The organism is Pseudomonas lini (assembly GCF_001042905.1).
Lineage (GTDB): Bacteria > Pseudomonadota > Gammaproteobacteria > Pseudomonadales > Pseudomonadaceae > Aquipseudomonas > Aquipseudomonas lini.
This window is the reverse complement of the sequence record NZ_JYLB01000007.1, coordinates 69,124-95,177: the sequence shown is the minus strand read 5'-3', so window position 1 is coordinate 95,177 and position 26,054 is coordinate 69,124. Positions and strand designations below refer to the sequence as shown.

28 protein-coding genes and 1 pseudogene are annotated in these 26,054 nt (G+C 60.1%); 16 read left to right on the top strand and 13 right to left on the bottom strand.

Going from position 1 to position 26,054, the window contains the following annotated elements:
• Positions 1-109: 109 nt before the first annotated feature.
• From eat to TU81_RS20950, 12 genes and pseudogenes are all read left to right on the top strand, one after another.
• Positions 110-1,558: an ethanolamine permease gene (eat, locus tag TU81_RS21005; protein WP_038981364.1), complete on the top strand. Its 1,449-nt coding sequence runs from the start codon at positions 110-112 to the stop codon at positions 1,556-1,558.
• Between the two features lie 51 nt (positions 1,559-1,609).
• Positions 1,610-3,004, top strand: a complete 1,395-nt coding sequence (locus TU81_RS21000) for an ethanolamine ammonia-lyase subunit EutB (RefSeq protein ID WP_048396432.1) — start codon at positions 1,610-1,612, stop codon at positions 3,002-3,004.
• Positions 3,005-3,012: 8 nt separating this feature from the next.
• Positions 3,013-3,837: an ethanolamine ammonia-lyase subunit EutC gene (gene eutC / locus TU81_RS20995; RefSeq protein WP_161794733.1), complete on the top strand. Its 825-nt coding sequence runs from the start codon at positions 3,013-3,015 to the stop codon at positions 3,835-3,837.
• A 112-nt stretch (positions 3,838-3,949) separates the two neighbouring features.
• Positions 3,950-4,411, top strand: coding sequence for a GNAT family N-acetyltransferase (locus TU81_RS20990; RefSeq protein WP_038981361.1), 462 nt, complete (start codon positions 3,950-3,952; stop codon positions 4,409-4,411).
• Positions 4,412-4,736: 325 nt separating this feature from the next.
• The gene (locus tag TU81_RS20985) at positions 4,737-5,393 is read left to right on the top strand and encodes a DedA family protein (RefSeq protein WP_038981360.1); all 657 of its coding nucleotides are present in this window, start codon (positions 4,737-4,739) and stop codon (positions 5,391-5,393) included.
• A 6-nt stretch (positions 5,394-5,399) separates the two neighbouring features.
• The gene (locus TU81_RS20980; protein WP_048396431.1) at positions 5,400-6,212 is read left to right on the top strand and encodes a M90 family metallopeptidase; all 813 of its coding nucleotides are present in this window, start codon (positions 5,400-5,402) and stop codon (positions 6,210-6,212) included.
• Between the two features lie 113 nt (positions 6,213-6,325).
• Positions 6,326-6,853 (top strand): inorganic diphosphatase, encoded by a 528-nt coding sequence (gene ppa / locus TU81_RS20975; RefSeq protein ID WP_008052339.1) that lies wholly within the window; start codon positions 6,326-6,328, stop codon positions 6,851-6,853.
• 237 nt (positions 6,854-7,090) lie between these two features.
• Complete coding sequence (locus TU81_RS20970) at positions 7,091-7,837, top strand: S24 family peptidase (protein ID WP_038981356.1); 747 nt, start codon at positions 7,091-7,093, stop codon at positions 7,835-7,837.
• 741 nt (positions 7,838-8,578) lie between these two features.
• Entirely contained in the window at positions 8,579-8,821 is a 243-nt protein-coding gene (locus TU81_RS20965; RefSeq protein WP_007894317.1) for an exodeoxyribonuclease VII small subunit, read from the top strand.
• Entirely contained in the window at positions 8,818-9,705 is an 888-nt protein-coding gene (gene ispA, locus TU81_RS20960; RefSeq protein WP_038981355.1) for a (2E,6E)-farnesyl diphosphate synthase, read from the top strand. Before TU81_RS20965 ends, ispA begins: the two co-directional genes overlap by 4 nt.
• Positions 9,706-9,796: 91 nt before the next feature.
• Positions 9,797-11,695: a 1-deoxy-D-xylulose-5-phosphate synthase gene (gene dxs, locus TU81_RS20955; protein WP_048396430.1), complete on the top strand. Its 1,899-nt coding sequence runs from the start codon at positions 9,797-9,799 to the stop codon at positions 11,693-11,695.
• 151 nt (positions 11,696-11,846) lie between these two features.
• Positions 11,847-13,723: pseudogene (locus TU81_RS20950) on the top strand (TonB-dependent receptor domain-containing protein).
• Between the two features lie 107 nt (positions 13,724-13,830).
• Here the strand turns inward: TU81_RS20950 and TU81_RS20945 are convergent.
• From TU81_RS20945 to nrdR, 12 genes are all read right to left on the bottom strand, one after another.
• Positions 13,831-14,631: a cobalamin-binding protein gene (locus tag TU81_RS20945; RefSeq protein ID WP_048396429.1), complete on the bottom strand. Its 801-nt coding sequence runs from the start codon at positions 14,629-14,631 to the stop codon at positions 13,831-13,833.
• On the bottom strand, positions 14,631-15,050 hold the full coding sequence (locus TU81_RS20940; RefSeq protein ID WP_038981351.1) for a hypothetical protein: 420 nt from the start codon (positions 15,048-15,050) through the stop codon (positions 14,631-14,633). Before TU81_RS20940 ends, TU81_RS20945 begins: the two co-directional genes overlap by 1 nt.
• Entirely contained in the window at positions 15,047-15,664 is a 618-nt protein-coding gene (gene ribA / locus TU81_RS20935; protein WP_007906827.1) for a GTP cyclohydrolase II, read from the bottom strand. Before ribA ends, TU81_RS20940 begins: the two co-directional genes overlap by 4 nt.
• A 152-nt stretch (positions 15,665-15,816) precedes the next feature.
• The gene (locus TU81_RS20930; RefSeq protein ID WP_048396428.1) at positions 15,817-16,554 is read right to left on the bottom strand and encodes a substrate-binding periplasmic protein; all 738 of its coding nucleotides are present in this window, start codon (positions 16,552-16,554) and stop codon (positions 15,817-15,819) included.
• A gap of 23 nt (positions 16,555-16,577) precedes the next feature.
• Positions 16,578-17,081 (bottom strand): phosphatidylglycerophosphatase A family protein, encoded by a 504-nt coding sequence (locus TU81_RS20925; protein WP_008073949.1) that lies wholly within the window; start codon positions 17,079-17,081, stop codon positions 16,578-16,580.
• Complete coding sequence (thiL, locus tag TU81_RS20920) at positions 17,078-18,043, bottom strand: thiamine-phosphate kinase (RefSeq protein ID WP_038981349.1); 966 nt, start codon at positions 18,041-18,043, stop codon at positions 17,078-17,080. Before thiL ends, TU81_RS20925 begins: the two co-directional genes overlap by 4 nt.
• Before the next feature lie 18 nt (positions 18,044-18,061).
• Positions 18,062-18,562, bottom strand: coding sequence for a transcription antitermination factor NusB (gene nusB, locus TU81_RS20915; RefSeq protein WP_038981348.1), 501 nt, complete (start codon positions 18,560-18,562; stop codon positions 18,062-18,064).
• Positions 18,559-19,035 carry a 6,7-dimethyl-8-ribityllumazine synthase gene (ribH, locus tag TU81_RS20910; protein ID WP_003228649.1) on the bottom strand — a complete coding sequence of 159 codons (477 nt, stop codon included), beginning with the start codon at positions 19,033-19,035 and terminating at the stop codon, positions 18,559-18,561. The genes nusB and ribH overlap by 4 nt, the downstream gene beginning before the upstream one ends.
• 91 nt (positions 19,036-19,126) lie before the next feature.
• Positions 19,127-20,218, bottom strand: coding sequence for a bifunctional 3,4-dihydroxy-2-butanone-4-phosphate synthase/GTP cyclohydrolase II (gene ribBA / locus TU81_RS20905; protein WP_038981347.1), 1,092 nt, complete (start codon positions 20,216-20,218; stop codon positions 19,127-19,129).
• 31 nt (positions 20,219-20,249) lie between these two features.
• The gene (locus tag TU81_RS20900) at positions 20,250-20,927 is read right to left on the bottom strand and encodes a riboflavin synthase (protein ID WP_038981346.1); all 678 of its coding nucleotides are present in this window, start codon (positions 20,925-20,927) and stop codon (positions 20,250-20,252) included.
• A 47-nt stretch (positions 20,928-20,974) separates the two neighbouring features.
• Complete coding sequence (gene ribD / locus TU81_RS20895) at positions 20,975-22,108, bottom strand: bifunctional diaminohydroxyphosphoribosylaminopyrimidine deaminase/5-amino-6-(5-phosphoribosylamino)uracil reductase RibD (protein ID WP_038981345.1); 1,134 nt, start codon at positions 22,106-22,108, stop codon at positions 20,975-20,977.
• A complete protein-coding gene (gene nrdR / locus TU81_RS20890; protein ID WP_007906838.1) occupies positions 22,105-22,569 on the bottom strand; it encodes a transcriptional regulator NrdR in 465 nt (154 codons plus the stop codon). The genes ribD and nrdR overlap by 4 nt, the downstream gene beginning before the upstream one ends.
• A 117-nt stretch (positions 22,570-22,686) precedes the next feature.
• On the opposite strand from nrdR, the gene TU81_RS20885 reads away from it, so the two are divergent.
• The 3 genes from TU81_RS20885 (at position 22,687) to trxA (ending at position 24,852) form a co-directional block, all read left to right on the top strand.
• On the top strand, positions 22,687-23,151 hold the full coding sequence (locus TU81_RS20885) for a lipoprotein (RefSeq protein WP_038981344.1): 465 nt from the start codon (positions 22,687-22,689) through the stop codon (positions 23,149-23,151).
• Positions 23,148-23,804 carry a class I SAM-dependent methyltransferase gene (locus tag TU81_RS20880; RefSeq protein WP_038981343.1) on the top strand — a complete coding sequence of 219 codons (657 nt, stop codon included), beginning with the start codon at positions 23,148-23,150 and terminating at the stop codon, positions 23,802-23,804. The genes TU81_RS20885 and TU81_RS20880 overlap by 4 nt, the downstream gene beginning before the upstream one ends.
• Before the next feature lie 175 nt (positions 23,805-23,979).
• A complete protein-coding gene (gene trxA / locus TU81_RS20875) occupies positions 23,980-24,852 on the top strand; it encodes a thioredoxin (protein WP_038981342.1) in 873 nt (290 codons plus the stop codon).
• A gap of 107 nt (positions 24,853-24,959) precedes the next feature.
• Here the strand turns inward: trxA and TU81_RS20870 are convergent, their stop codons facing one another.
• Positions 24,960-25,307 (bottom strand): hypothetical protein, encoded by a 348-nt coding sequence (locus tag TU81_RS20870; RefSeq protein ID WP_038981341.1) that lies wholly within the window; start codon positions 25,305-25,307, stop codon positions 24,960-24,962.
• A gap of 135 nt (positions 25,308-25,442) precedes the next feature.
• Between TU81_RS20870 and TU81_RS20865 the strand changes: the two genes are divergently transcribed.
• A complete protein-coding gene (locus TU81_RS20865; protein WP_038981340.1) occupies positions 25,443-26,045 on the top strand; it encodes a DUF2796 domain-containing protein in 603 nt (200 codons plus the stop codon).
• The last annotated feature ends 9 nt before the right edge of the window (positions 26,046-26,054 follow it).

The following is a 26,054-nucleotide window of genomic DNA, read 5'->3' as shown; positions in this document are numbered from 1 at the left end:
CCCCTGTGGGAACGGGCTTGCTCGCGAAGCGGTTGAACATTCAGCAGAAATATCTAGCGCCACCCCGGCAAAAACGCCGACTAAAAAACAATAAGAACAGGTGAACCCTATGCCTAGCGATCAAGCCAGCGCGCAGCCGGCTATCTCCTCGGTCGACTTCGAAAAAGTCGGCTCCGATTATTTCCAACAACGTGAACTGAAAAAAGGTGCGGCGGGCTGGGTCCTGCTGGTGGGCCTGGGTGTGGCTTATGTCATCTCAGGTGACTACGCCGGCTGGAACTTCGGTTTGGCCCAAGGCGGATGGGGCGGCATGTTTCTCGCCACGTTGCTGATGGCCACCATGTACTTGTGCATGTGCTTCTCCCTGGCCGAATTGTCTTCGATGATCCCGACCGCCGGCGGGGGCTACGGATTTGCCCGTAGCGCATTCGGGCCGTGGGGCGGGTTCCTCACCGGAACCGCGATCCTGATCGAGTACGCCATCGCCCCAGCGGCGATCGCAGTGTTTATCGGGGCGTATTGTGAGTCGCTGTTCGGCATTGGCGGCTGGATGATTTACCTGGCGTTCTACATCATCTTTATCGCCATTCACATTTTCGGTGTCGGCGAAGCCCTGAAGTTGATGTTCGTCATCACCGCCGTCGCGGCCTTGGCATTGGCAGTATTTCTGATCGCGATGGTGCCGCACTTCAATGTCGCCAATTTGCTGGACATCCCGGTGACCGAGGCCAAGGGCGCCAGCAGCTTCCTGCCCTTCGGCTATGTCGGCGTCTGGGCAGCCATTCCTTACGCAATCTGGTTCTTCCTGGCCGTCGAAGGTGTGCCACTGGCGGCGGAAGAGACCAAAAACCCGAAACGCGACCTGCCCCGCGGGCTGATCGGCGCCATGCTGGTACTGGTGAGCTTTGCCTTGCTGATTCTGGTCATCGGCCCTGGTGGTGCTGGCTCCAACGCCCTGCTGACCTCCGGTAACCCATTGGTCGAAGCGCTGACCAAAGCCTATGGCGGCTCGACCTGGATGGGCAGCTTCGTCAACCTTGTGGGCCTGGCCGGGCTGATCGCCAGTTTCTTCTCGATCATCTATGCCTATTCGCGGCAGATCTTTGCCTTGTCCCGTGCCGGCTATCTGCCGCGTAAACTGTCCGAAACCAACAAGAGCAAGGCGCCGGTACTGGCGTTGATCATTCCCGGCATCATCGGCTTCGGTCTGTCACTGACCGGCCAGGGCGACCTGCTGATTCTGGTGGCGGTGTTCGGCGCGACCATCTCCTATGTGCTGATGATGGCCGCACACATCACCTTGCGTATCCGTCGCCCCAAAATGGATCGGCCGTACCGCACGCCGGGCGGTATCTTCACCTCAGGCGTGGCACTGGTGTTGGCTTGCATCGCCGTGGTGGCGGGTTTTCTGGTGGATCCGCGGGTGGTGATTGGCGCCGCGATCATCTATGGAGTGTTAATTGCTTACTTTGCTTTCTACAGTCGGCATCACTTGGTAGCAGGCACGCCCGAAGAAGAGTTCGCGGCCATTCAGAAAGCTGAAGAAGCCTTGCACTAACGGCCGCAAATCCCGGCGCAGGCCTTGTCTGCGCCGTCACGGAGAATCTGTATGGCGAGTTTTGCTCACACGGTCGGCGCCCACACCTACCGCTTCGACAGCCTCAAGGACGTCATGGCCAAAGCCAGCCCGGCGCGCTCCGGGGACTTTCTGGCCGGCGTTGCCGCCCTCAATGATGGCGAGCGCGTGGCCGCGCAGATGGCCCTGGCAGACATACCGCTGACTCACTTCCTGCAGGAAGTACTGATTCCTTACGAGGCCGATGAGGTCACCCGGCTGATCATCGACACTCACGATAAACAGGCTTTTAAAGCAGTCAGCCACCTCACTGTCGGCGGCTTTCGCGATTGGCTGCTCAGCGACGCCGCCGACGAACAGAGCCTGCGCGCCCTCGCTCCGGGCCTGACCCCGGAAATGGCCGCCGCTGTGTCGAAGATCATGCGCGTGCAGGACTTGGTGTTGGTGGCGCAGAAAATCCGCGTGGTCACCAAATTCCGCGGCACTCTGGGCCTGCGCGGACGGCTCTCGACACGCCTGCAACCCAATCACCCCACCGACGAACCGGCCGGCATCGCCGCGAGCATCCTCGACGGTCTGCTGTACGGCAACGGTGATGCAATGATCGGCATCAACCCGGCCACCGACAGCATCGCTTCGATCTGCGCCATGCTGGAAATGCTCGATGCGATCATCCAGCGCTATGAAATTCCTACACAGGCCTGCGTGCTGACCCACGTCACCACCTCCATCGAGGCGGTGAATCGCGGCGTTCCGCTTGACCTGGTGTTCCAGTCGATCGCTGGTACGGAAGCGGCCAATGCCAGTTTCGGCATCAACCTCAACGTCTTGCAGGAAGGCTATGACGCGGGCTTGAGCCTGAATCGCGGCACGTTGGGCCAGAATCTGATGTACTTCGAGACCGGCCAGGGCAGCGCCCTGTCGGCCAACGCCCACCACGGCATCGATCAACAAACCTGCGAAACCCGCGCCTACGCCGTGGCACGCCATTTCAAACCGTTTCTGGTGAACACCGTCGTAGGCTTCATCGGCCCGGAATACCTCTACAACGGCAAACAGATCATCCGTGCCGGGCTCGAAGACCACTTCTGCGGCAAGCTGCTGGGTGTGCCCATGGGTTGCGACATCTGTTACACCAATCACGCCGAAGCCGATCAGGACGACATGGATACCCTGCTGACCCTGCTGGGCGTGGCCGGGATCAACTTCATCATGGGCATTCCCGGTTCTGACGACATCATGCTCAACTACCAGACCACGTCGTTCCACGATGCTCTCTACGCCCGGAAAACCTTGGGCCTGAAACCGGCGCCGGAGTTTGAACAGTGGCTGGCGAACATGGGCATCTTCACCCAGGCAGACGGCAAAATTCACTTCGGCGACAACCTGCCGCCGGCCTTCCGTCAGGCCATGGCGCAACTGGGATGAGTATTGAGATGGATAAACCACCTGTCGACCCGCAAAACCCGTTGCTGGAGCTGCGCCGCCTGACCCCGGCACGTATTGCCCTCGGTCGCACCGGCACCAGTATGCCGACCAGCGCGCAGCTGGATTTTCAGTACGCCCATGCACAGGCCCGGGATGCGGTGCACCTGCCGTTCGACCACATGGGGCTCAGTTCGCAACTGGCCGAGCGCGGACGTGAAAGTTTGCTGCTGCACAGCGCCGCCACGGACCGGAACAGCTATCTGCAGCGCCCTGATTTGGGGCGAAAGTTGAGTGATGAGTCGGCGCAGACCCTGCGCGACTACGCGCTGAGCCATCCTGGTGGGATCGATTTGGCCGTTGTGGTGGCTGATGGCCTCTCGGCATTGGCCGTTCATCGCCATACCTTACCGTTTCTGGCGCGCATAGAAGAGCAGACAGCCGCTGAGGGTTGGTCCCTGTCACCGGTGATCCTTGTGGAACAGGGCCGAGTCGCGGTGGCCGACGAGATTGGCGAGCTGCTCGGCGCCAAAATGGTCGTCATATTGATCGGCGAACGCCCCGGCTTGAGCTCGCCAGACAGCCTGGGGCTGTATTTCACCTATAATCCCAAGGTCGGACTAACGGACGCCTATCGCAACTGCATCTCGAATATCCGGCTCGAAGGCTTGAGTTACGGCATGGCGGCACACCGTTTGCTGTATTTGATGCGCGAAGCTTGTCGGCGGCAGTTATCGGGGGTCAGTCTGAAGGACGAAGCCCAGGTTCAGACGCTGGAGTCGGATAATGGTGCAGACATGAAAGGTAATTTCCTACTGAGCCCGTCGGCTACCTGAACCGTTTCCGCATTGCGTTTCTATTCAGGTTTCAGGCAGGATCGATGCACGGCCGCCAGGGTTTCCCGTCGCCGTCACCACGTAAGACAGCCACTTGAAGACGAGACCTACCATGCGGATTATTCAAGCGACCCTCGAACACCTCGACCTGCTGACCCCGTTGTTCGTCAAATATCGTGAATTTTACGGTTCCTTGCCGTATCCAGACTCGTCCCGGGCATTCCTCGAGAAACGCCTGCGGCGCAAGGAATCGGTGATCTACCTGGCCCTGGCCGATGACGACAACAACAAACTGATGGGTTTTTGTCAGTTGTACCCCAGTTTTTCGTCTCTTTCGCTTAAACGCGTATGGATCCTCAACGACATCTACGTCGCCGAAGACGCCCGCCGCCAGTTGGTGGCCGACAACCTGATCCGCACCGCGAAAAAAATGGCCAAAGAAACCAATGCCGTGCGCATGCGCGTTTCCACCAGCAGCAATAACGATGTTGCGCAAAAAACCTATGAATCCATCGGGTTCAAGGAAGACACCGAGTTCAAGAACTACGTGTTGCCGATCAGTGACGGGATTTAAGCACCTTGGCAGCGAGGCAGACTTCTGTGGCGAGGGGGCTTGCCCCCGTTCGGCTGCGCAGCCGTCGTAAATCACGCCGGTCGGATCAGGAGCGCTTCGCACTCCAACGGGAGCAAGCCCCCTCACCACAGTGGATTGTGCAAAGCCAACAGACCTATGGTCGACCCATCGACATCCCCCGCTACAAACTCGACGCGTTTTTCACTTGTCACCCCGTATAATGCCCATTCTTCCGGCTCGTAAGAAAAATCACACTTAGCTGTAGTCTTACGCGAAGCCATCCGCACAGGCCTGCAGAGTCGGGCCATCACCACAGGTGCTTTCCATGGATTTCAACCCTATCGACCTTATCCTGCATCTCGATGTTTACCTCGACATGCTGGTGACTAACTACGGGGCATGGATTTACGCCATTCTGTTTCTGGTGATCTTCTGCGAAACCGGTCTGGTGGTGATGCCATTCCTGCCGGGCGATTCTCTGCTGTTCATCGCGGGCGCCGTGGCGGCCGGTGGCGGCATGGACCCGGTGCTGCTGGGCGGCCTGCTGATGCTGGCGGCGATTCTCGGTGACAGCACCAACTATGTAATCGGCCGCACCGCTGGCGAACGGCTGTTCAGCAACCCGAACTCGAAAATCTTTCGCCGCGACTACCTGCAACAAACCCACGACTTCTACGACAAGCACGGCGGCAAAACCGTGACCCTGGCGCGCTTCCTGCCAATCATTCGCACCTTTGCCCCGTTCGTCGCCGGCGTTGGCAAAATGCCTTACCCACGTTTCTTTGCCTTCAGCGTCCTCGGCACCATCCTCTGGGTGGGTGGCTTGGTCACCCTCGGTTATTTCTTCGGTAACGTACCGTTCATCAAGAAAAACCTGTCGCTGCTGGTGGTGGGCATCATCCTGCTGTCTCTGCTACCGATGATCATCAGCGTGATCCGCAGCCGCCTCGGTCATGCCGCGTCCAAAGCCGAACCCCGCTGACTCACGATGTGGTCCCTTAGCGCCTGGCGACGCCAGCGCACCCTGACCAGGCATCCGATTGCCGACGACATGTGGCAACGGGTGCGCCATCACCTGAGCTTTCTCGATGGTCTCAGCGCAGCCGAAGACCAATGGCTGCGTGAAGCCTGCGTGCTGTTCCTGCAAGACAAACACTTGACCGCCCTGCCCGGCGTAGAACTTCACCAGGAACAACGCCTGCTGCTCGCCGCCCAGGCCCAATTGCCGCTGCTGCATCTGGGCGATCTGAACTGGTATCAGGGCTTTCACGAAATCATCCTCTACCCCGACGATTTCCTCAGCCCCCAGCGCCATCGCGATGCCAGTGGCGTCGAACACGAATGGGACGGCGAACACAGTGGCGAAGCCTGGCCACAAGGCCCGATCATCCTCGCCTGGCCGGGCGTGATGGCCAGCGGTGGCTGGGAAGGCTATAACCTGGTCATCCACGAACTCGCGCACAAACTCGACATGCTCAACGGCGACGCCAATGGCCTGCCCCCGCTGCATGCCGATATGCGCGTCAGCGACTGGGCCAAAGTCATGCAAGAAGCCTATGACGACCTCGATCGGCAACTGGACCGCAACCCTGACGCGCAAACCGCCATCGACCCGTACGCAGCGGAAAACCCCGCCGAGTTCTTCGCGGTCACCAGCGAATACTTCTTCAGCGCCCCGGATTTGCTGCACGAGGCTTATCCACAGGTCTATGAGCAGCTGAAGCTGTTTTATCGGCAGGATCCATTGGCCCGACTGCGGCAACTTCTGGCAGAGAACCCTGTCTATCAGGCACACGACTAAGGTCTACACGACCTCTGGCACATAGCAACGGTGGCGGAATATGCCTATAATCGCCGCCACTTTTTGGTCAATCCGGCCAAGTGTTTTTGGTCAACTAACGGGGGCACCGCCCAATGAGCTACAGCAAGATTCCGGCTGGCAAAGACCTGCCGAACGACATCTACGTCGCGATCGAGATCCCGGCCAACCACGCGCCGATCAAATACGAAATCGACAAAGACAGCGACTGCCTGTTCGTTGACCGTTTCATGGCCACCCCGATGTTCTACCCGGCCAACTACGGTTACATCCCGAACACCCTGGCCGACGACGGTGATCCCCTCGACGTGCTGGTCGTGACCCCTTACCCGGTTGCTCCAGGTTCGGTAATCCGCGCGCGTCCAGTCGGCATCCTGAACATGACCGACGACGGCGGCGGCGATGCCAAAGTGATCGCGGTTCCACACGACAAGCTGTCCCAGCTGTACGTCGACGTGAAGGAATACACCGATCTGCCACCTCTGCTGATCCAGCAGATCGAGCACTTCTTCGCGAACTACAAAGATCTCGAAAAAGGCAAATGGGTGAAGATCGAAGGCTGGGCCGGCGCAGATGCCGCCCGCGACGCGATCACCAAGTCGGTTGCTGCCTATAAAGGCTGAGAAGCTGCGGTAAGCTTCTAGCTGCGACGGTTGAAGAAGAACCCCGGTTGATCCGGGGTTTTTTGTGGGCGCTCCGCTCAGATACTGACCTTTAACGGTACGTGGAACGCTTCTTGGCTTTGGTGTTTTCCTGTTTAAATTCCACTAAAAGCGCCTTACATCCAGTCTTAAATTTCCCTCGAAATTTGAACGGATCGTTTATTCAAACCCCCATCCTGCGCCAGTAAACTCGTGTTTATGAAAAAGAACACTAGCGGCCCACGGTTTAAAGCGCTCCTCGAAGCAGCGAAAATCACAACCACAGGATTTGCCGTTTTCTTCGACACGGAAGCGCAAAATATCCACAACTGGTACACCCGAGGTGTGCCCGCCTACCGCATGGAAGAGGTCGCCAGACTACTGTCTGTAAACAGCGACTGGCTGAAAACCGGCGAAGGCCCGAAAGAGTCCTCACGCCTGCGCGTGCTCGACGAGGCCGGCAATACCTTCGATGCCCAGGCCATCCGTGGCATTTACACGGTGATCGAACCCATCGACGTAGAGCTGCCCTTCTACAAAGAAACAGCCACCGCCCCGGGCTCCAACAAAACTCACGTCGTCAAAGACCCCAGCCAATCCATCCGCCTGCCACGCGGCCACCTGGACTCTCTGGAAATAAACCACGCCGACGCTATTTGTACCCACATGATCGGCAACAGCATGGGCGAAAAGATAGAAGACGGTTCGACGCTTGCGATCGACCGCGGGCTGACTCAGGTTATTGATGGGGAGATTTATGCGATCGAGCATGACGGGATGTTGCGGATCAAATACCTGCATCGGATGCCAGGGAATGCGCTGCGGTTGCGCAGCTATAACAAAGCCGAATATCCAGACGAAATCTTCAATGCCGAGCAGATCGACAAGCAGAACATCAGGGTATTGGGATGGGTATTCTGGTGGTCGACGCTCAATAAACGCCGGCCGTCTGTGCCCTTTCTGTAATCAACCATGGCGAGGGGGCAACCCCTGTAGGAGCGAGGCTTGCCCGCGAAGGGAGCGCCGCGGTCCGCCAGGCAGACCGCGTCATCGTTCTTCGCGGGCAAGCCTCGCTCCTACAGGGGCTTGCCTCGTCAGCTGCTACACCTGAGCGCAATCGCTCTACCCCGCATGCCAAGCTGGGAATTTCTCAAAAAAATCAGTATGCTGCGCCCCACATTTGCGCATCGACCCTTCTTCAGGCTCAGATCGCACCGACAAGGCAGATGACTTTCTCGCCAAGTCCCACAGCCGGACGCAAGATCCGGGTGTACGTTTTGAAGGCTGGCGCGGTTTACCAAAAATAAACCAAGCCAGTCCCCGAGAAGCCGGCCACAAGCCGGCTTTTTTAATGCCTGAAAGATATGCTTTGACCTGCAGCCCATTGCAAATGGGTAGAGTCCAGACCGCGATATTGCGCGATTCAGTCGCACCCGGACGTGGGGCGACACCTGTCGATGGCTGGCCGGTGAGCCGAACAGACGTCATATTCGGCTCACTATATGAGCCGAATAGCATTTTTAATCGGCTCATCCCAGTTCTACTATCCCGATGACTCAACACATTAATCATGATCGACACAGCCCCCTCGCCACGGAAGTCACATTCACCCCCAAAACTCGTTGGCCGAAACACCCCGCTCATTTGCCCATAACCCCTATGTCTGCTAGTGTCGCGCCGGTTTAACGTCAACCGGAAATAGCCGCCATGGCCCGCAAAAAAGCTGCACTGGATTTCGAACAATCTCTCGCTGACCTGCAAACGTTGGTGGAGCGTCTGGAGAACGGCGAATTGTCGCTGGAAGACTCGCTGACCGCTTTCGAGCAGGGCATCGGTCTGACCCGCGATTGCCAGGCGGCGCTGGCTCAGGCCGAGCAGAAGGTTCAAGTGCTGCTCGAGCGTGATGGTGAGCTGGCCGAGGAACCCTTCGACGCGGATCAGCCAGAATGATTGCGGCGTATTCGGCGACCAGCCAGGCTCGCGTCAATGCTGCACTGGAAACCCTGTTCAACGCGCCAGGGCCTGAGCTTGCCCGTCTCTACGAAGCCATGCGCTACAGCGTGATGAATGGCGGCAAGCGTGTGCGCCCGCTGCTGGCTTACGCCGCGTGTGAAGCGCTGGGCGGCAAGGCCGAGCAAGCCAACGGCGCGGCCTGTGCGGTGGAGCTGATCCATGCCTATTCGCTAGTGCACGATGATTTGCCGGCCATGGACGACGACGATCTGCGTCGCGGCCAGCCGACTACGCATAAGAAATTCGACGAAGCTTGCGCGATTCTCGCTGGTGACGGTTTGCAGAGCCTGGCCTTCAGCGCCCTGCTCGACCCGCGCCTGAGCAGTTGCGACGCCGAAACCCGTCTGCAGATGGTCAGCGCCTTGGCGTTGGCGGCGGGCCCGGCGGGCATGGTCGGCGGGCAAGCCATCGACCTCGGCTCGGTGGGCCTGAAGCTCGATCAAAAAGCCCTTGAGTACATGCATCGGCACAAGACCGGCGCGTTGATTGAAGTCAGCGTCAAGCTAGGTGCCCTGGCCAGCGGTCATGCCGCGAAGGACGAACTGAAGTCCCTGCAGAGTTATGCACAGGCCATTGGCTTGGCATTTCAGGTCCAGGACGACATTCTCGACGTCGAAAGTGACACCGAAACCCTCGGCAAACGCCAGGGCGCCGATATCGCTCGGGACAAGCCGACCTACCCGGCCCTGCTCGGTCTCGACGCGGCCAAGGCTTACGCTCTGGAACTGCGGGACCAGGCCCTGCACGCGCTGCGACCGTTTGACGCGGCGGCCGAGCCATTGCGCGATCTGGCCCGGTACATCGTCGATCGCCGCAGCTGACGGCGTATCTGCCAAAAAAAACCAACGCGTGGGCAGGGGGCGATGCATCAGGTAAACTGCCGCATCTTTTATACCTATAACGATTCGCCTGATGCCCACGACGTTTCATGAGATTCCCCGCAAGCGCCCGACCACGCCCCTGCTCGACCGTGCCAACACGCCGGACGGCCTGCGCCGGTTAGGCGAAGCCGAGCTGGAAACCCTGGCTGATGAGTTGCGCCTGGAATTGCTCTACACGGTCGGTCAGACCGGCGGGCATTTCGGTGCAGGCCTGGGCGTCATCGAGCTGACCATCGCGCTGCATTACGTCTTCGACACCCCGGACGACCGGCTGGTGTGGGACGTAGGTCATCAGGCCTACCCGCACAAAATCCTCACCGGCCGTCGCGAGCGCATGGGCACCCTGCGCCAGAAGGACGGCGTTGCCGCCTTCCCGCGTCGTTCCGAGAGCGAGTACGACACCTTTGGCGTCGGCCACTCCAGCACTTCGATCAGCGCAGCGCTGGGCATGGCGATTGCCGCCCGCCTGCAACACAGTGATCGCAAGGCGATTGCAGTGATCGGCGATGGCGCACTGACTGCCGGCATGGCCTTCGAGGCGCTGAACCACGCGCCGGAAGTGGACGCCAACATGCTGGTGATCCTCAACGACAACGACATGTCGATCTCGCGCAACGTCGGCGGGCTGTCGAACTATCTGGCGAAAATCCTTTCCAGCCGCACTTACGCGAGCATGCGCGAAGGCAGCAAAAAGGTCCTGTCGCGTCTGCCCGGTGCCTGGGAAATCGCCCGTCGCACCGAAGAATACGCCAAAGGCATGCTGGTCCCCGGCACGCTGTTCGAAGAGCTGGGCTGGAACTACATCGGCCCGATCGATGGCCACGACCTGCCGACCCTGATCGCCACCCTGCGCAACATGCGCGATCTGAAAGGCCCGCAATTCCTGCACGTGGTCACCAAGAAAGGCAAAGGCTTCGCTCCGGCAGAAGTCGACCCGATCGGTTACCACGCCATCACCAAACTCGAACCTGTGGATGCTCCGGCCGCCGCGCCGAAGAAAGCCGGCGGGCCGAAGTATTCCGGTGTGTTCGGTGAATGGCTGTGCGACATGGCCGCTGCCGATTCACGCTTGGTCGGGATCACTCCGGCAATGAAGGAAGGCTCCGATCTGGTGGCGTTCAGCGAGCGCTTCCCGAAGCGCTATTTCGACGTGGCGATTGCCGAGCAACACGCCGTGACCCTCGCCGCCGGCATGGCCTGCGAAGGCGCAAAACCGGTGGTGGCGATCTATTCGACCTTCCTGCAGCGCGCTTACGACCAGCTTGTGCATGATGTGGCGGTACAAAACCTCGACGTGCTGTTCGCCATCGACCGCGCTGGCCTGGTGGGCGAAGACGGCCCGACGCACGCGGGTAGCTTCGACCTGTCGTTCCTGCGTTGCATCCCCGGCATGCTGGTGATGACCCCGAGCGACGAAAACGAACTGCGCAAAATGCTCAGCACCGGCCATCTGTACAACGGCCCGGCGGCGGTGCGTTATCCGCGCGGCACCGGCCCCAATGCGCCGATCGCGAAAGACCTCGAACCGATTGAAATCGGCAAGGGTGTCGTCCGCCGTCAGGGCAGCAAAGTCGCCCTGCTGGTGTTCGGCGTGCAATTGGCCGAGGCACTGAAAGTCGCCGAGAAGCTGGATGCGACCGTGGTCGACATGCGTTTCGTCAAACCGCTCGACGAAGCACTGGTTCGCGAAATCGCCGGCAGCCACGAGTTGTTGGTGACCGTCGAAGAGAACGCAATCATGGGCGGTGCCGGTGGCGCGGTCAGCGAGTTTCTCGCCCGCGAAAACATCCTTAAGTCGGTGCTGCACCTGGGCTTGCCGGATGCCTATGTGGAGCACGCCAAGCCTGCGCAAATGCTGGCTGAGTGTGGGCTGGATGAAAGCGGGATCGAAGAAGCGGTGCGTCAGCGCCTGCAGCTGCTCAACTTGTAAACCCGATCCTCTGTAGGAGCTGCCGAAGGCTGCGATCTTTTGATCCTGATCTTTGGCGGCTCCAAACCTGAAAAAACAGAATCAAAAGATCGCAGCCTTCGGCAGCTCCTACGGGGGGTTGTGTCGTATCTGAATTCGCCTCGGATAATCCATGAAACTCTCCCCTTTTGCCCTGACGCTGACGCTTCTGCCGGCCGGCCAACTCTTGGCCGACACCTTCGAACGCGACCAGGCCCTGAAACTGCCCGACGTGTTGATCAGCGCTAACCGTCAAGTCGAAGCGCGCAACGACAGCAGCGCTGCCAACACGGTGTTCACCCGCGAAGACATCGACCGTCTGCAACCGAGCAGTGTCACGGATCTGCTACGCCGGGTACCGGGCGTGCAGGTCGGGCAAACCGGTGGGCGTGGCAGTCTGCCGGGGGTCTACATTCGTGGTACCAAGTCGGCGCAAAGTCTGGTGCTGGTCGACGGCCAGCGCATCGGCAACTCGACCTCCGGCGACAGCAATCTGCAACACATCAACATCGAACAGGTCGAGCGCGTGGAAGTGCTGCGTGGTTCGCGTTCAGTGATTTACGGCAGCGATGCGATTGGCGGGGTGATCCAGATCTTCACTCGCCGTGGCGACGAACAAGGCCTGCAACCACGCATGCATGTGGGAGTGGGCAGCAATCAGACCTGGGAGCGCAGCCTCGGATTGTCCGGCGGCGACGCGCAGACCCGCTTCAATCTCGGTGCCAGCCTTGATGAAACGTCAGGCATCAATCGCACGCACGAGTCTTATCCCAGTGATGGCGACCACGACGAATACCGCAATAAATCGGTCAGCTTAAGCCTGAGTCACACCCTCAACGACGACATCGAAATTGGCGCCAACCTGCTGGATAACCAGGGCAAAAGCGCATTCGACAACCCGTTCGGCCGCTTCGACATGAACACCTTCGAATCGGTCCAGCAGCAGCCCTACAGCGAGTTCTCTGTGAGCAGCGTCAGCAGTTATGTCGATGCGCGGATCAATGACCAATGGAAGACCCGCGTCGAGTTCGGCCACAGCGAAAACCGCGAGAAGACGCTCGACAAGCTCAGCGACGAGCGCAGCGTGTTCAACACTTACCGCGATTCGGTGAACTGGCAAAACGACCTGACCCTGGATGAACGCAACAGCCTGATCCTCGGCGGCGACTGGTACGAAGACCGAATCAACAGCAGCACAGCGTTCGACGAAGACAGCCGCTGGAACCGTGCAGCGTTTATCCAGCATCGCTATCAGACCGACAGTTTCTCTACCGAACTGGGCCTGCGTCGCGACCAGAACCAGCAGTTCGGCAGCCAGAACAGCTGGAGCGGCACGTTCACCCTGCCGCTGAACCCGGACAACGATGTGCTGCTGACCTACAGCGAAGGCTTCCGCGCACCGACCTTCAATGACCTGTACTACCCGGACTTCAGCAACCCTGACCTGAAACCCGAGACCTCGAAAAGTTATGAGCTGCAATGGCGCAGTCAGCTGACGCAGAACAGTCGCCTGGAAGCCTCGCTGTACCGCACCGATCTGGAAGACGCGATTATTTTCGGCAGCAACAACCGCCCGGCGAACGTCGCTTCGGCGCGGATCAACGGTTTTGAAGCGGCTTTGAAACAAGAGCTGTTCGGCTGGCAGAGCAACCTCGGCGTAGCGATCATCGACCCACGGGATCGCGACAGCGGCCACACCCTCGCCCGTCGTGCACGACGGACTTTGAGCCTGGATCTGGATCGGCAATTTGATCGGCTCGGCTTCGGTGCCAGTTGGCAAGCAGCAGTTATGACGACGAGAACAACCAGCAACCGTTAGGCGGGTATGCGTTGTTGGGGTTGCGTAGCGGCTGGGCGCTGAATCGCGAGATCAAGCTGGAGTTGAAGGTCGATAACCTGCTGGACAAGAGCTACAGCCGGGCGTTGTACAGCCATGATGGCAGTCAGTATGGGTATCGCGAGGAAGGCCGGGCGTGGATGTTCGGGGTGACCTGGACGCCGTGGTTTTGACCAGAGATTGTGGTGTTTGGGCCGGCCTCATCGCGGGCAAGCCCGCTCCCACAAGGATCACACTGAACCTGTGGGAGCGGGCTTGCCCGCGATGATGCGCCTCGGTCTTAATGGTCGGGCGCGATCAACTGGCACAACTTGGCAGTCGCTTCGATCATCTGCCCGCTCGGCCGCTCCAGGCCTTTATCCGTCACCAACAGCAATTGTCCCTGCGCCACCGCCACCACCTGAGGCCAGGTCTTCCACGCATCAAGCTGCGCCTGATCACTGGCCAGAATCACCTCGGGATTGCGCTGCAACACCGCCTCCACACTGACCTGCGGTGCAGGCTGCGTCAGGTCGGCAAACACATTGCGCGCCCCACACACTGCTAGCGCATCGCTGATGATCTGCCCACCGCCCACGGTGTACAGCGGCCGATCCCAGACTTGATAAAACACCCGTATCGGCTCATCCCTTCGATAGCGCTGGCGCAGGGAATCGAGTCGTTGACGCAGATTTTCGGCCAATGAAACGCCGCGCTCCGCTCTGCCGAGTTGTGCAGCGATCAGTTCAATCTGGGCAGTAAGTTGTTCGAGGTTGTGAGGTTCGGCGACAAAGGTGGGAATGTTCAGCCGTTTGAGCTGCTCACGCTGAGCCGGCCCCACACTGCCCGGCCAGAGCAGCAACAGATCGGGTTTGAGACTGAGCAGTCGTTCCATGTCCAACTGACCGTAGCTGCCAACAGAAGGAATGTCTTTGAGTTCAGCGGGACGTTCACCGGCATCCAGCACACCGACCAGCAGGTCAGCCGAGTTCAGCTCAACGACGATTTCAGAAAGCGACGGTGCCAGACTGACAACCCGCTCGACCGCAGTCGCCGAACCGCTGACGGCCAGCAGCAACACCGCCAGCCAGACGCTGCGCATCAGCCGAGTTGACGCGGGATACGGTAGAGGTAGAACAGCACCGCGGTCGACAGCGCCAGCAGCACCAGCGGCACAGCTTCAAGCCCGACGAATACCGCCACTGCACCGGTCCAGGCAGGCAGGCCGGCGACCAGAAACGCGGCACGGCGTTTTGCGGCCAAGGCGATCCAGGCGGCGGGTTCTTCAGGGGTATCGAGGGCTTTCTGGGTGGCGATCAGGGCGTGCTTGTAGCCACCAAAGAACTTCAGGCTGACAAACATCGAGGCCACACCGGCGATGAACAATGGCATCGCCAGCACCGGCAGAATCGCCTCGCTTTGGCCGAATACCCCGTTGATCACGAACAGCGGCACCAAGGCCAGCGCCAGGTATTGCCACCAGTTGACGGACAGTCGCCGCCGTACCTGACCGCGGGTCACGCCCGGTCAACCTCGCCCTGATGCTCGTTGCCCATCATATGGTCGAGCTTGCTCGCCTTGGTCGCCAGGTAGAGTTTGTTATGCGGGTTGTGCCCAGTGTGCAGCGGTACGCGCTCGGCAACCACGATGCCCATGTCGGTCAAGGCTTTGACCTTGCGTGGGTTGTTGGTCATCAGACGCAAGGACTTCACGCCCAGGTGCTCCAGCATCGGCAGGCACATGGCGTAGTCGCGCTGATCGGCGGCGAAACCCAGACGCTCATTGGCTTCAACGGTATCGGCACCGCCGTCCTGCAATTCATAGGCGCGGATCTTGTTCAACAGGCCAATGCCGCGACCTTCCTGACGCAAGTAGAGCAACACGCCACGGCCTTCACGGGCGATTGCCTGCAAGGCTGCCTCGAGTTGCGAACCGCAGTCGCAGCGCTGGCTGAACAAGGCATCGCCTGTCAGGCATTCGGAGTGCAACCGGCCGAGTACCGGAGCACCGTCAGCGAACTCACCCAGGCTCAGCACCACGTGCTCGCGCCCGTTCTCTTCATCGAGAAAGCCATGCATGGTGAATTGCGCAAAAGGCGTTGGCAGCTTGGAAGCGGCGACAAAAACGACAGGCACCGGTGTGCTCCTGATCTATATGTACTGAAGATTCGCAGAGGCGGCATTGTAACAGCACGTTCCTGCAGACGCTTAGGCTGAATTATGGGGCATAACGATCAAAATGTTTGATCAAGAGGCCTAGCCAACGACCCTGTGGGAGCGGGCTATGTTCAGTTTGTGCCAAACGGGTACGGCTGCTTCCACTTTGCGAAGATCGGTTTCAACTGGCCGTTTTTTACCAGCTCTTCCATGCGCTGATCGAACAACACCATCAATTTGCGGGCATTCGGTGTGTCGGCAAAGCACAGATAAAGCGGCAAATCCACGATGTGCGTGCGGCGAAATTGCGATGGGGCCTTGGCTCGGTTGACGATGGAGTTAACCTCGTCCAGCGCGTCGATGTAGTAATCGATGCGGTTGTGAATCAGCATCGAAAGAATCCCGGTACGCCGCACGATTTCGTTGTAGCTCTGCACATTGGGTAAATAATCCTGGAATTTGTAGCCACGCACCCAAGCCAATCGATAGTTGCCCAGGGTTTGCAGGGTCGGCTCCGGATTGCTGGCCAGACCCAGTGCATAGATCGGATCGGTATCGAAATGCCAGCGCGGATAGAGCACGTCGCTGACTTCATCCCGATAGGCACCGACACAAGCATCCACTTCGCCGCGCTGTGCCAGGCCCGTGGCGCGCGTGTAGGGTTCGGTTCGAATATCCAGTTTGACGCCCGCCGGCTCAAACACTTCGCGCAGCACATCCCACCCCAAACCACGACCATCGGCGTTGGTGAAGTCTTCCCAGGCTTCGCTGGCCAGATGAATCACGGACGGCGTCGTCGGTGCATCCCCCGCCTGGGCGAACGAGCAAAATAGCGCGAAAACAATCAGCAGCAACCCGCGTCGCGCCATCCCCGGTTCTCTCACTTGACGCCTCAGACGAAAAACCACACCAGCCCTTGCATCGCCAACCACGCAAATACGCCTGCCAGCACGTCGTCGAGCATGATCCCGACACCACCGTGCACATGCCGGTCGATCCAGTGAATCGGCCAGGGCTTGAGGATGTCGAAGAAACGGAACATCAGGAACCCCGCCAGCAACCAATACCAGCCTTCCGGTACCAGCCACAGGGTGATCCACATCCCGACCATTTCGTCCCAGACGATGCCTTCGTGGTCGTGCACGCGCAAATCATCGGCGACCTTGCCGCACAGCCAGAAGCCGAACAGCATGGTGATGCCGAGCATCAGCCAATAACCCCAATCGGGCAGCATCTGCCACAACGGAATGAAGGGTAACGCCACTAACGAACCCCAGGTGCCCGGCGCTTTTGGCAGGGTGCCCGAGCCGAAGCCGAACGCCAGGAAATGCCATGGATTGCGCCAGACCGACGGCGGTACGAACTCCGCCGGGACCTGTTTGGGATGATCTGTCACGGTGTCTCCCGAAAATGTTGATAACCCCGGATTGGCGGGGTGATGTCGTGTCCGTCGGCATCCAGCAGCGTCACGCCCTGCCCTGCTACGACCCGCCCAAGCACATGGATCGGCCAGCCGTCCGCCAGCAACGATGGCAACTCGGCGGGCGGCAAGGTGAAGGCCAGCACGTAATCGTCACCGCCGCTCAGGGCAGCTTGCTCAGCGCCAGACTGACCGAGGAAGGCCAGCAGCGCCTTCGACAACGGCAGCTTACTGCGCTCTACCTGAACCCCGACTTTCGACGCCAGGGCAATATGACCGCAGTCGGCGAGCAGGCCGTCGGAGATGTCCAGCGCCGCAGTGGCTTTGCCGCGCAACGCCATGCCCAGACCCAGCTGCGGTTGCGGCGACCAGTAATGGGCACGCAACGGATCAGCGATGGCCGCTTCAGCCATCCGCTGGCCGAGCACCAGCGGCAATGCGCCCGCGCCGTTACCCAGCTCACCGCCCACGCAGAGCAAATCGCCCGGCTGTGCGCCGCTGCGGGTCAACGCCAGACCGGCCGGCACCCGACCGAACACGGTCATGGTCAGGCTCAACGGCCCGCGAGTGGTATCGCCACCCACCAGCGCTACACCACAATTTTGCGCCATGAGGTTCAAACCACGGGCGAAGGCTCCCAGCCAATCGGTGGTCACCGTCGGCAAGGTCAGGGCAAGGGTAAAGGCAATGGGAGCGGCGCCCATGGCGGCCAGATCACTGACAGCCACAGCCAGCGAGCGCTGACCGAGCAGAAACGGGTCGCAAGGGTCTGCGAAATGCACACCGGCCACGAGCGTGTCGGTGGAAATCGCCAACTGCTCCCCGGGGGGAACAGCCAGCAAGGCGCAGTCGTCGCCGATCCCGAGGGCAACGCCTTCGCCGCCTTGCGCACAAGGCGCGGCGGCGAAGAAATTGCGGATCAGCTCAAACTCGCCCATCGCAAACTCAAGCGCTGGTTAGCGCTTGAACGCCTTCACTTCAGCTTCACGCAGACGCGGGGCCAGCTTGTCGAGCACACCGTTGACGAACTTGTGGCCGTCGGTGGAACCGAAGACCTTGGCCAGTTCGATACCTTCGTTGATCACAACGCGGTACGGCACATCAACGCGCTCGAGCAGCTCCCAGGTGGACAGGCGCAGAACCGCCAGTTCAACCGGGTCCAGCTCTTCGATGGTGATGTCCAGGCATGGCGCCAGTGCGGCGTCGATCCGGTCCTTCTGAGCCGGAACCCCATGCAGGATTTCACGGAAGTAGGCGCCGTCGACATCACTGAAATCGTTATCGACCCGAAACTGCGCTTCGATCTCGTTCAGCGACTGCTTGGCCATATGCCATTGGTACAGCGCCTGAGTCGCGAGCTGACGGGCTTCGCGACGCTTGACGCTTTTCGATGGCTTGCCGGCATCCGCAGGCTTTGGATCGCGCGGGTTGAAACGATCGCTATCGTCGCTAATCACTTGGCCTCCAACTGCGCCAGCAGGCTGACCATTTCCAGGGCGGACAGGGCAGCTTCAGCACCTTTGTTACCGGCCTTGGTGCCGGAACGTTCGATGGCTTGTTCGATGGAATCAACGGTCAGTACGCCGAAAGCGACCGGCACGCCGAATTCCATGGACACCTGGGCCAGGCCCTTGGTGCATTCGCCAGCCACGTATTCGAAGTGCGGAGTACCGCCACGAATGACTGCGCCCAGGGCGATGATTGCCGCGAACTCGCCCTTCTGAGCGACTTTTTGCGCAACCAGCGGGATTTCGAAGGCGCCAGGCGCACGGATGATGGTGATGTCGCTTTCGCTCACGCCATGGCGAACCAGGGCATCAACTGCACCGCTGACCAGGCTTTCAACGACGAAGCTGTTGAAGCGGCCCACTACCAAAGCGTAGCGGCCTTTAGGGGCGATGAAGGTACCTTCGATGGTCTTCAGGGTCATTCGTTAGATCTCTTAAAGAGCCGGGACGCGTTTTCTACGCGTCCCTCAGTGATGTGTTAACCGCGAATACAGGCCCGCAAATTGCCGGTCATTATTCGGAGGGCACGTATTCTACAACTTCCAGATCGAAACCGGATATCGCATTAAATTTCATCGGCGCACTCATCAGGCGCATTTTGCGCACGCCCAGGTCCCGAAGGATCTGCGAACCGGCACCGACGATGCTGTAGGTGGTCGGTTTTTTCACGGCGCTGTGATCCGCGGTTTCGCGGATATGCGCCAGCAACACGTCGCCATCGAGCGGGTGACCGAGCAACAGCACCACGCCACTGCCAGCCTCGGCAACCGCAGCCATGGCGGCGCGCAGGCTCCAGCGGCCCGGTTGCTTGACCATCAACAGGTCACGCAGCGGGTCCATGTTGTGTACCCGAACCAGCGTCGGCTCTTCGGCGCACACGGTGCCCAGGGTCAGTGCCATATGCACGTCGCCTTCCACCGAATCACGGTAGGTCACCAGGTTGAACTGGCCCAGTTCGCTGTCCAGCGGCTGCTCGGCAATCCGCTGAACGGTACGTTCGTGGATCATCCGGTAGTGAATCAGGTCGGCGATGGTGCCGATCTTGATGTTGTGTTCGGCGGCAAACGCTTCGAGTTCGGCGCGACGGGACATGGTGCCGTCGTCGTTCATCACTTCGCAGATCACACCGCTCGGCTCGAAACCGGCCATGCGCGCCAGGTCGCAGGCAGCTTCGGTGTGGCCGGCGCGGGCCAGCGTACCGCCGGCCTGGGCCATCAGCGGGAAGATGTGGCCGGGGCTGACAATGTCTTCAGCCTTGGCGTCTTTGGCGGCAGCGGCTTGCACCGTGCGCGCACGGTCGGCCGCGGAGATACCGGTGGTCACACCTTCGGCGGCTTCGATGGACACGGTGAACTTGGTGCCGAAACCGGAACCGTTGCGTGGCGCCATCAACGGCAGCTTGAGCAGTTCGCAGCGCTCGCGGCTCATCGGCATGCAGATCAGGCCACGGGCGTGCTTGGCCATGAAGTTGATGTGTTCAGGCTTGCAGCACTCGGCGGCCATGATCAGGTCGCCTTCGTTCTCGCGGTCTTCGTCATCCATGAGGATGACCATCTTGCCTTGGCGGATGTCTTCAACCAGTTCTTCGATGCTATTGAGCGCCACAAGGCACCCCCCTTCTTTCGAAATTTGAGCTTCAGGATTTGAGGTAGCCGTTTTGGGCCAGAAAGCTTTCAGTGATGTTACCTGGCCTTTGCGAAGAGTCGCTTGGCTCTGCGGCCTTGTCGCCCAACAACAGGCGTTCCAGATAACGTGCCAGCAAGTCGACTTCCAGGTTCACCCGGCGACCCGGCTGGTACGACGCCATGATGGTTTCGCTCAGGGTGTGCGGAATGATGGTCAGCAAGAACTCGGCGCCATCGACCGCGTTCACGGTCAAGCTGGTGCCGTCGACGGTGATCGAGCCTTTGTGGGCGATGTACTTGGCCAGGTCTTTCGGGGCACGGATGCGAAATTCCACGGCGCGGGCATTTTCGGTGCGGGCAACCACTTCGCCCACGCCATCGACGTGGCCGCTGACCAGATGCCCGCCGAGGCGAGTGGTCGGGGTCAGGGCTTTTTCCAGATTGACCGGGCTGCCGCTTTTGAGGTCATTCATGGCGGTGCAGTCGAGGGTTTCGCGACTGACGTCCGCCGCAAAGCCATTGCCCGGCAATTCAACCGCGGTCAGGCACACGCCATTGACGGCAATGCTGTCGCCCAGCTTTACGTCGCTCAGGTCGAGCTTGCCGGTTTCTACGTAAACCCGCACATCTCCGCCTTTTGGGGTCAATGCACGAATACTGCCGATGGATTCGATGATGCCGGTAAACATGGAGTCCTCCTCGAGAACAGAGCCAGCGCTAGAGCAATGGCCGGGAATTATACGCTCGCCGATGGCGCAGGGATGGCAGTGACTCGCCAGTCATCGCCAACCGCACGGATTTCGGTGATTTTGAGCTCGGGCGCGTCTTTCATCTGCGCCAGTGGCCAGTCCAGTAAGGGGCGGGCCGAGGAGCCGAGAAACTTGCCAGCGATGAAGATCTGGAATTCGTCCACCAACCCGAGCTGGGCAAACGCGCCAACCAGTCGCGGGCCGGCTTCGACTAGCACGTCATTGACGCCACGGTTAGCGAGTTCGACCAGTAACTGATGCAGATCGACCTGGCCATCGTCGCCCGGCACGATCAGGCATTCCGGGCCGTTGGCGTACTGTTCTTCCACCGCGACACACGTGGCGACCAGTGCGGGACCGGCCTTGAAGAACGGTGCATTCAGCGGCACCCGCAGACGACCGTCGATCAGCACGCGAAGCGGCGGACGACTCATGGCCAAGGCCGTTTGTTCAGCATCCAGACCTAACTCGTCGGCACGTACGGTCAAGCGCGCATTGTCCGCCAGTACCGTGTCGGCGCCGGTCAGCACCACGCTGGCCTCGGCGCGCAAACGCTGTACCGCCGAACGCGCCGCTGTACCTGTGATCCACTGGCTCTCGCCACTTTCCATCGCCGTGCGACCGTCGAGGCTCATCGCCAACTTGACCCGCACGAACGGCAAGCCATGTTCCATGCGTTTGAGGAAGCCTTGATTGAGCTTGCGTGCCTCGCCTTCCAGCACACCGCTTTCCGTGGCGATACCGGCTTGGGCCAGACGTTGCAGACCGCGACCGGCGACTTCCGGGTTCGGGTCCTGCATCGCCGCAACGACACGCGCCACACCGGCATTCACCAGCGCATCGGCGCAAGGCGGCGTACGGCCGTGGTGACTGCAAGGTTCGAGGGTCACGTAAGCCGTGGCACCCCGCGCCTTGTCGCCAGCGGCGCGCAGGGCGTGGACTTCGGCGTGCGGTTCGCCGGTGCGCACATGCCAGCCTTCGCCGACAATCTGCCCGTCACGCACCACCACGCAGCCAACACGAGGGTTGGGATGCGTCGTGTAATGACCTTTGCGCGCCAGTTCCAGGGCCCGGGCCATGTAATGCGCGTCGAGAATGGCTTGTTCGGGAGGTGTGGTCATTCTTTCACCGGCTCACGGGCGAGGCGATCGATCTCTTCGCGGAACTCGTTGAGGTCCTGGAAGCGTCGGTACACCGAAGCGAAGCGAATATAGGCGACTTCATCAAGCTTCTTGAGCTCGGCCATCACCAGTTCGCCGACCACGAGGGATTTGACCTCACGTTCGCCGGTGGCGCGCAGCTTGTGTTTGATATGCACCAGCGACGATTCGAGGCGCTCGACACTCACCGGGCGCTTCTCCAGCGCCCGCTGCATACCGGCACGGAGTTTTTCTTCGTCGAACGGCTGGCGACTGCCGTCGGTTTTGATCAGGCGCGGCAACACCAGTTCAGCGGTTTCGAACGTCGTGAAACGTTCGCCGCAGGCCAGGCATTCACGCCGGCGGCGCACCTGTTCGCCCTCGGCGACCAGACGCGAGTCGATGACCTTGGTGTCGTTGGCACCGCAGAAGGGACAGTGCATGGTGGCAGGCAACAAAAAATGGGAGGGCCATGGTAGCGCATCCCCGTGGCAAGACAAGCCATAGGGTTTGCGGTATACAGACTGGCTGTATATGGATTTCGCTTGCTGGAGCCGCCAATGTCTTTACGACCACTCATTTTGCTCAGTCTTTTCAGCCTGTTGGTGGCCTGTGGCAGCGATGCGCCCAAGCCCCAGCCGCCAACGCCCGGCCCTGCACCGCAACAGGCGCAGAAGAAAGCCAAGGCGTCGGCCGAGCTCGGCCCCCTGCCGACATATCAACGTGAATTGAGCGGCACCCTGCAGGGCGTGCCGGCCGGTGCCGAAGTCGAACTGGCGTTGCTGGTGATCGACGAAAAGGATCGTCCGCAACTACTGCTCGCCAGTTCCAACCTGATCGGCACCAATCAAGTGTTGCCGTTTCGTCTGCGTTTCAACCCCGAGTCCTTTCCGGTCGGTGCCCGCGTTGAGCTTCGTGGCCGCGCCAGCCAGTCCGGGCAGTTGATTCTGCATCTGCCAGCGCAAATGATCACACAGCCAACCACCCAGGCATTGGGTCAGCTGCAATTCGTCAAAGCGCCATGATTGCACCGCTCGACCTGCAACAGGCGTTAAGTGAACTGCTCGGCGATGCACAGCTTGTAGCCTGTGAGTTACCCGGCACCGAGCTGAAACTCTGGCTGATCGACGGCGATAACATGGATCGCGCCTTCAGCCCGGAAGAAACCCGACGGATTCTCCACGAGCCGCCGTACTGGAGTTTCTGCTGGGCCAGTGGGCTGGCCGTGGCGCGTTATCTCGCCGAGCACCCGCAATGGGTCGAAGGTAAACGGGTGCTGGATTTCGGTGCTGGCTCTGGGGTCGCCGGGATTGCGGCGATGAAAGCCGGGGCACTGGAAGTGGTGGCCTGTGACCTGGACCCGTTGGCGATTGCCGCGTGTCGGGCGAATGCCGAACTCAATGGCGTGCAACTCAGCTACTCGACGGACTTTTTCGCCGAGGCCGATCGGTTCGATCTGATTCTGGTGGCCGATGTGTTGTACGACCGGGCGAATCTGCCGTTGCTCGATGAATTTCTTAGCCGTGGCCGGGAAGCGTTGGTGGCGGATTCGCGGGTGAGGGATTTTCGCCATCCGTTGTATCAGCGCATTGAAATGCTGGAAGCGATGACGTTGCCGGATCTGGCCGAGCCCGAAGAGTTTCGGTATGTGAGCCTCTACCACGCCACCCGAGCTTGATCGTTCCCACGCTCTGCGTGGGAATGCAGCCCGGGACGCTCCGCGTCCCAAAGCGGACGCAGAGCGTCCATTGAGGCATTCCCACGCAGAGCGTGGGAACGATCAACGTTACGACTTTCAGCAGCCCCCCACCAAGCCTTATAGTGACCACATTCACGCTTTTACGAGATCCCCCATGAGTCAGGAAACGCCGTACATTTTCGACGCCACGACTGCCGATTTCGACCAGTCGGTGATCGAGAACTCTTTTCACAAACCGGTGCTGGTGGATTTCTGGGCCGAATGGTGTGCGCCGTGCAAGGCCTTGATGCCAATGCTGCAAACCATCGCCGAGAGCTATCAGGGCGAGTTGCTGCTGGCCAAGGTCAACTGCGACATCGAACAGGACATTGTTGCGCGCTTCGGCATTCGCAGCCTGCCGACGGTGGTGCTGTTCAAGGACGGTCAGCCGGTGGACGGTTTTGCCGGTGCGCAACCGGAATCGGCTGTGCGCACGATGCTCGAACCCCACGTGCAAATGCCGCCGCCCGCTGCGGCCGACCCGTTCGAACAGGCTCAGGCGCTGTTTGATGAAGGCCGCTACGCCGACGCCGAAGCCACGCTCAAAGTACTGCTGGCTGAAGACAACACCAACGCCAAGGCGCTGATCCTCTACGCCCGCTGCCTGACTGAGCGCGGCGAACTGGGTGAAGCGCAAATCGTGCTCGACGCGGTCAAGACCGATGAGCACAAGGCCGCGCTGGCCGGCGCCAAGGCGCAGATCCAGTTCCTCGGTCAGGCCAGGGATTTGCCGGATGCGGCAGACCTGAAAGCGCGTCTGGCGAAAAATCCGCAGGACGATGAGGCGGTCTATCAACTGGCGATCCAGCAATTGGCCCGTCAGCAATACGACGCTGCGCTGGATGCCTTGCTGAAACTGTTCATCCGCAATCGCAGCTACAGCGAAGGCTTACCGCACAAGACCTTGCTGCAAGTGTTCGAACTGCTGGGCAACGATCACCCGCTGGTGACCACGTACCGTCGCAAGTTGTTTGCTGCGCTGTATTAAGCGGATCGGGCCATGTGAACCCGATCCCGTAGGAGCTGCCGCAGGCTGCGATCTTTTGATTTTGCTTTTTAAAAACAAGATCAAAAGATCGCAGCCTGCGGCAGCTCCTACGCTGGCTCGATCCAGCTGTACAGCGGCGTATCCCCGCCGCTCACCACTTTGACGTTTGCGCAGTGGCGCAAGCGCACCAACAAGCGCTTGCCCGCCGCTGCGCTGCCGGTCAGCCCTTCCAGCTGCTCCAGCAGATCCGGCCCGCTCAATTGCCCGGCCTTGCGCAGCAACTCTTGGGCTATCTGCCACAGCGCATCGTCCTGATTCACCGGTTTGGCGGGCGCCGCACTCGCCTCGGGTTTTGCTGCCTGCAACTGCGCACCAAGCTGCGCCCAGTCGCCCTCATCCAGTTCCAGGGTCAAATCCACCGGCCAGTCGCCGATGCTTCCGCGTATTCGCAACATAAGTCTGCTCCTGCACATACCTGACTCGCATGCTCCCATGGGTCTTGCGCTACGCCAAGCAGACGGTCAAACTCTCCGCACTTTCGTTATAAGATCACATAACAATTTTTACATTTTACTTTTCGGAGACCCGTCATGCGCCGTCTGCTGCTCGCTTTGCCGTTTGCCTTGTTGCCGCTGGCTGTCGCCCATGCGGCGGTCGAGCATGATCACGATCATGATGAACATGGCAGCCTCAGCGCCCACGAACACGGCGTCGGTCGCCTGAACGCGGCGTTGGATGGCCAGACTCTGGAGCTGGAGCTGGAAAGCCCGGCGATGAACCTGGTGGGCTTCGAACACGCCGCCACCACCGACGCCGACAAAGCCAAAGTCGCTGCCGTCCGCGCGCAGCTGGAAAAACCACTGGTGCTGTTCAACCTGCCGAAAGCCGCCGGTTGCGTGGTCGCGACTCAGGAACTGGAAAGCCCGTTGTTCGGTGACAAGCCGGATACCGATGACCATGACGAAGATGATCACGAGGCGGCCAAGGACGGTCATGAACATCACCATGACCACAGCGAAATCCACGCCCATTACCAATTGAGCTGCTCGGCCCCGGGCGCGCTGAAAACCCTGGATCTGGCGAATATCTTCAACACATTCCCGGCCACCCAGAAGATTCAGGTACAACTGATCAGCCCGAGCGGGCAGCAAGGGGTTGAAGTGACGGCCAAGGCTGCTGCCCTCAAGTTCTAAACCCACCCC

Excerpts from the sequence above, each read along its gene's own strand:
- thiL (WP_038981349.1), bottom strand. The coding sequence starts at position 18,043 with ATGGGCGAGTTTGAGCTGATCCGCAATTTCTTCGCCGCCGCGCCTTGT.
- TU81_RS20980 (WP_048396431.1), top strand. The coding sequence starts at position 5,400 with ATGTGGTCCCTTAGCGCCTGGCGACGCCAGCGCACCCTGACCAGGCAT.
- ispA (WP_038981355.1), top strand. The coding sequence starts at position 8,818 with ATGATTGCGGCGTATTCGGCGACCAGCCAGGCTCGCGTCAATGCTGCA.
- TU81_RS20880 (WP_038981343.1), top strand. The coding sequence starts at position 23,148 with ATGATTGCACCGCTCGACCTGCAACAGGCGTTAAGTGAACTGCTCGGC.
- TU81_RS20945 (WP_048396429.1), bottom strand. The coding sequence starts at position 14,631 with ATGCGCAGCGTCTGGCTGGCGGTGTTGCTGCTGGCCGTCAGCGGTTCG.
- TU81_RS20965 (WP_007894317.1), top strand. The coding sequence starts at position 8,579 with ATGGCCCGCAAAAAAGCTGCACTGGATTTCGAACAATCTCTCGCTGAC.
- dxs (WP_048396430.1), top strand. The coding sequence starts at position 9,797 with ATGCCCACGACGTTTCATGAGATTCCCCGCAAGCGCCCGACCACGCCC.
- TU81_RS20885 (WP_038981344.1), top strand. The coding sequence starts at position 22,687 with ATGTCTTTACGACCACTCATTTTGCTCAGTCTTTTCAGCCTGTTGGTG.
- eutC (WP_161794733.1), top strand. The coding sequence starts at position 3,013 with ATGGATAAACCACCTGTCGACCCGCAAAACCCGTTGCTGGAGCTGCGC.
- TU81_RS20930 (WP_048396428.1), bottom strand. The coding sequence starts at position 16,554 with ATGGCGCGACGCGGGTTGCTGCTGATTGTTTTCGCGCTATTTTGCTCG.
- TU81_RS20990 (WP_038981361.1), top strand. The coding sequence starts at position 3,950 with ATGCGGATTATTCAAGCGACCCTCGAACACCTCGACCTGCTGACCCCG.
- TU81_RS20900 (WP_038981346.1), bottom strand. The coding sequence starts at position 20,927 with ATGTTTACCGGCATCATCGAATCCATCGGCAGTATTCGTGCATTGACC.
- eat (WP_038981364.1), top strand. The coding sequence starts at position 110 with ATGCCTAGCGATCAAGCCAGCGCGCAGCCGGCTATCTCCTCGGTCGAC.
- TU81_RS20865 (WP_038981340.1), top strand. The coding sequence starts at position 25,443 with ATGCGCCGTCTGCTGCTCGCTTTGCCGTTTGCCTTGTTGCCGCTGGCT.
- trxA (WP_038981342.1), top strand. The coding sequence starts at position 23,980 with ATGAGTCAGGAAACGCCGTACATTTTCGACGCCACGACTGCCGATTTC.
- TU81_RS21000 (WP_048396432.1), top strand. The coding sequence starts at position 1,610 with ATGGCGAGTTTTGCTCACACGGTCGGCGCCCACACCTACCGCTTCGAC.
- ribD (WP_038981345.1), bottom strand. The coding sequence starts at position 22,108 with ATGACCACACCTCCCGAACAAGCCATTCTCGACGCGCATTACATGGCC.
- ribH (WP_003228649.1), bottom strand. The coding sequence starts at position 19,035 with ATGACCCTGAAGACCATCGAAGGTACCTTCATCGCCCCTAAAGGCCGC.
- TU81_RS20970 (WP_038981356.1), top strand. The coding sequence starts at position 7,091 with ATGAAAAAGAACACTAGCGGCCCACGGTTTAAAGCGCTCCTCGAAGCA.
- TU81_RS20985 (WP_038981360.1), top strand. The coding sequence starts at position 4,737 with ATGGATTTCAACCCTATCGACCTTATCCTGCATCTCGATGTTTACCTC.
- nrdR (WP_007906838.1), bottom strand. The coding sequence starts at position 22,569 with ATGCACTGTCCCTTCTGCGGTGCCAACGACACCAAGGTCATCGACTCG.
- ppa (WP_008052339.1), top strand. The coding sequence starts at position 6,326 with ATGAGCTACAGCAAGATTCCGGCTGGCAAAGACCTGCCGAACGACATC.
- TU81_RS20870 (WP_038981341.1), bottom strand. The coding sequence starts at position 25,307 with ATGTTGCGAATACGCGGAAGCATCGGCGACTGGCCGGTGGATTTGACC.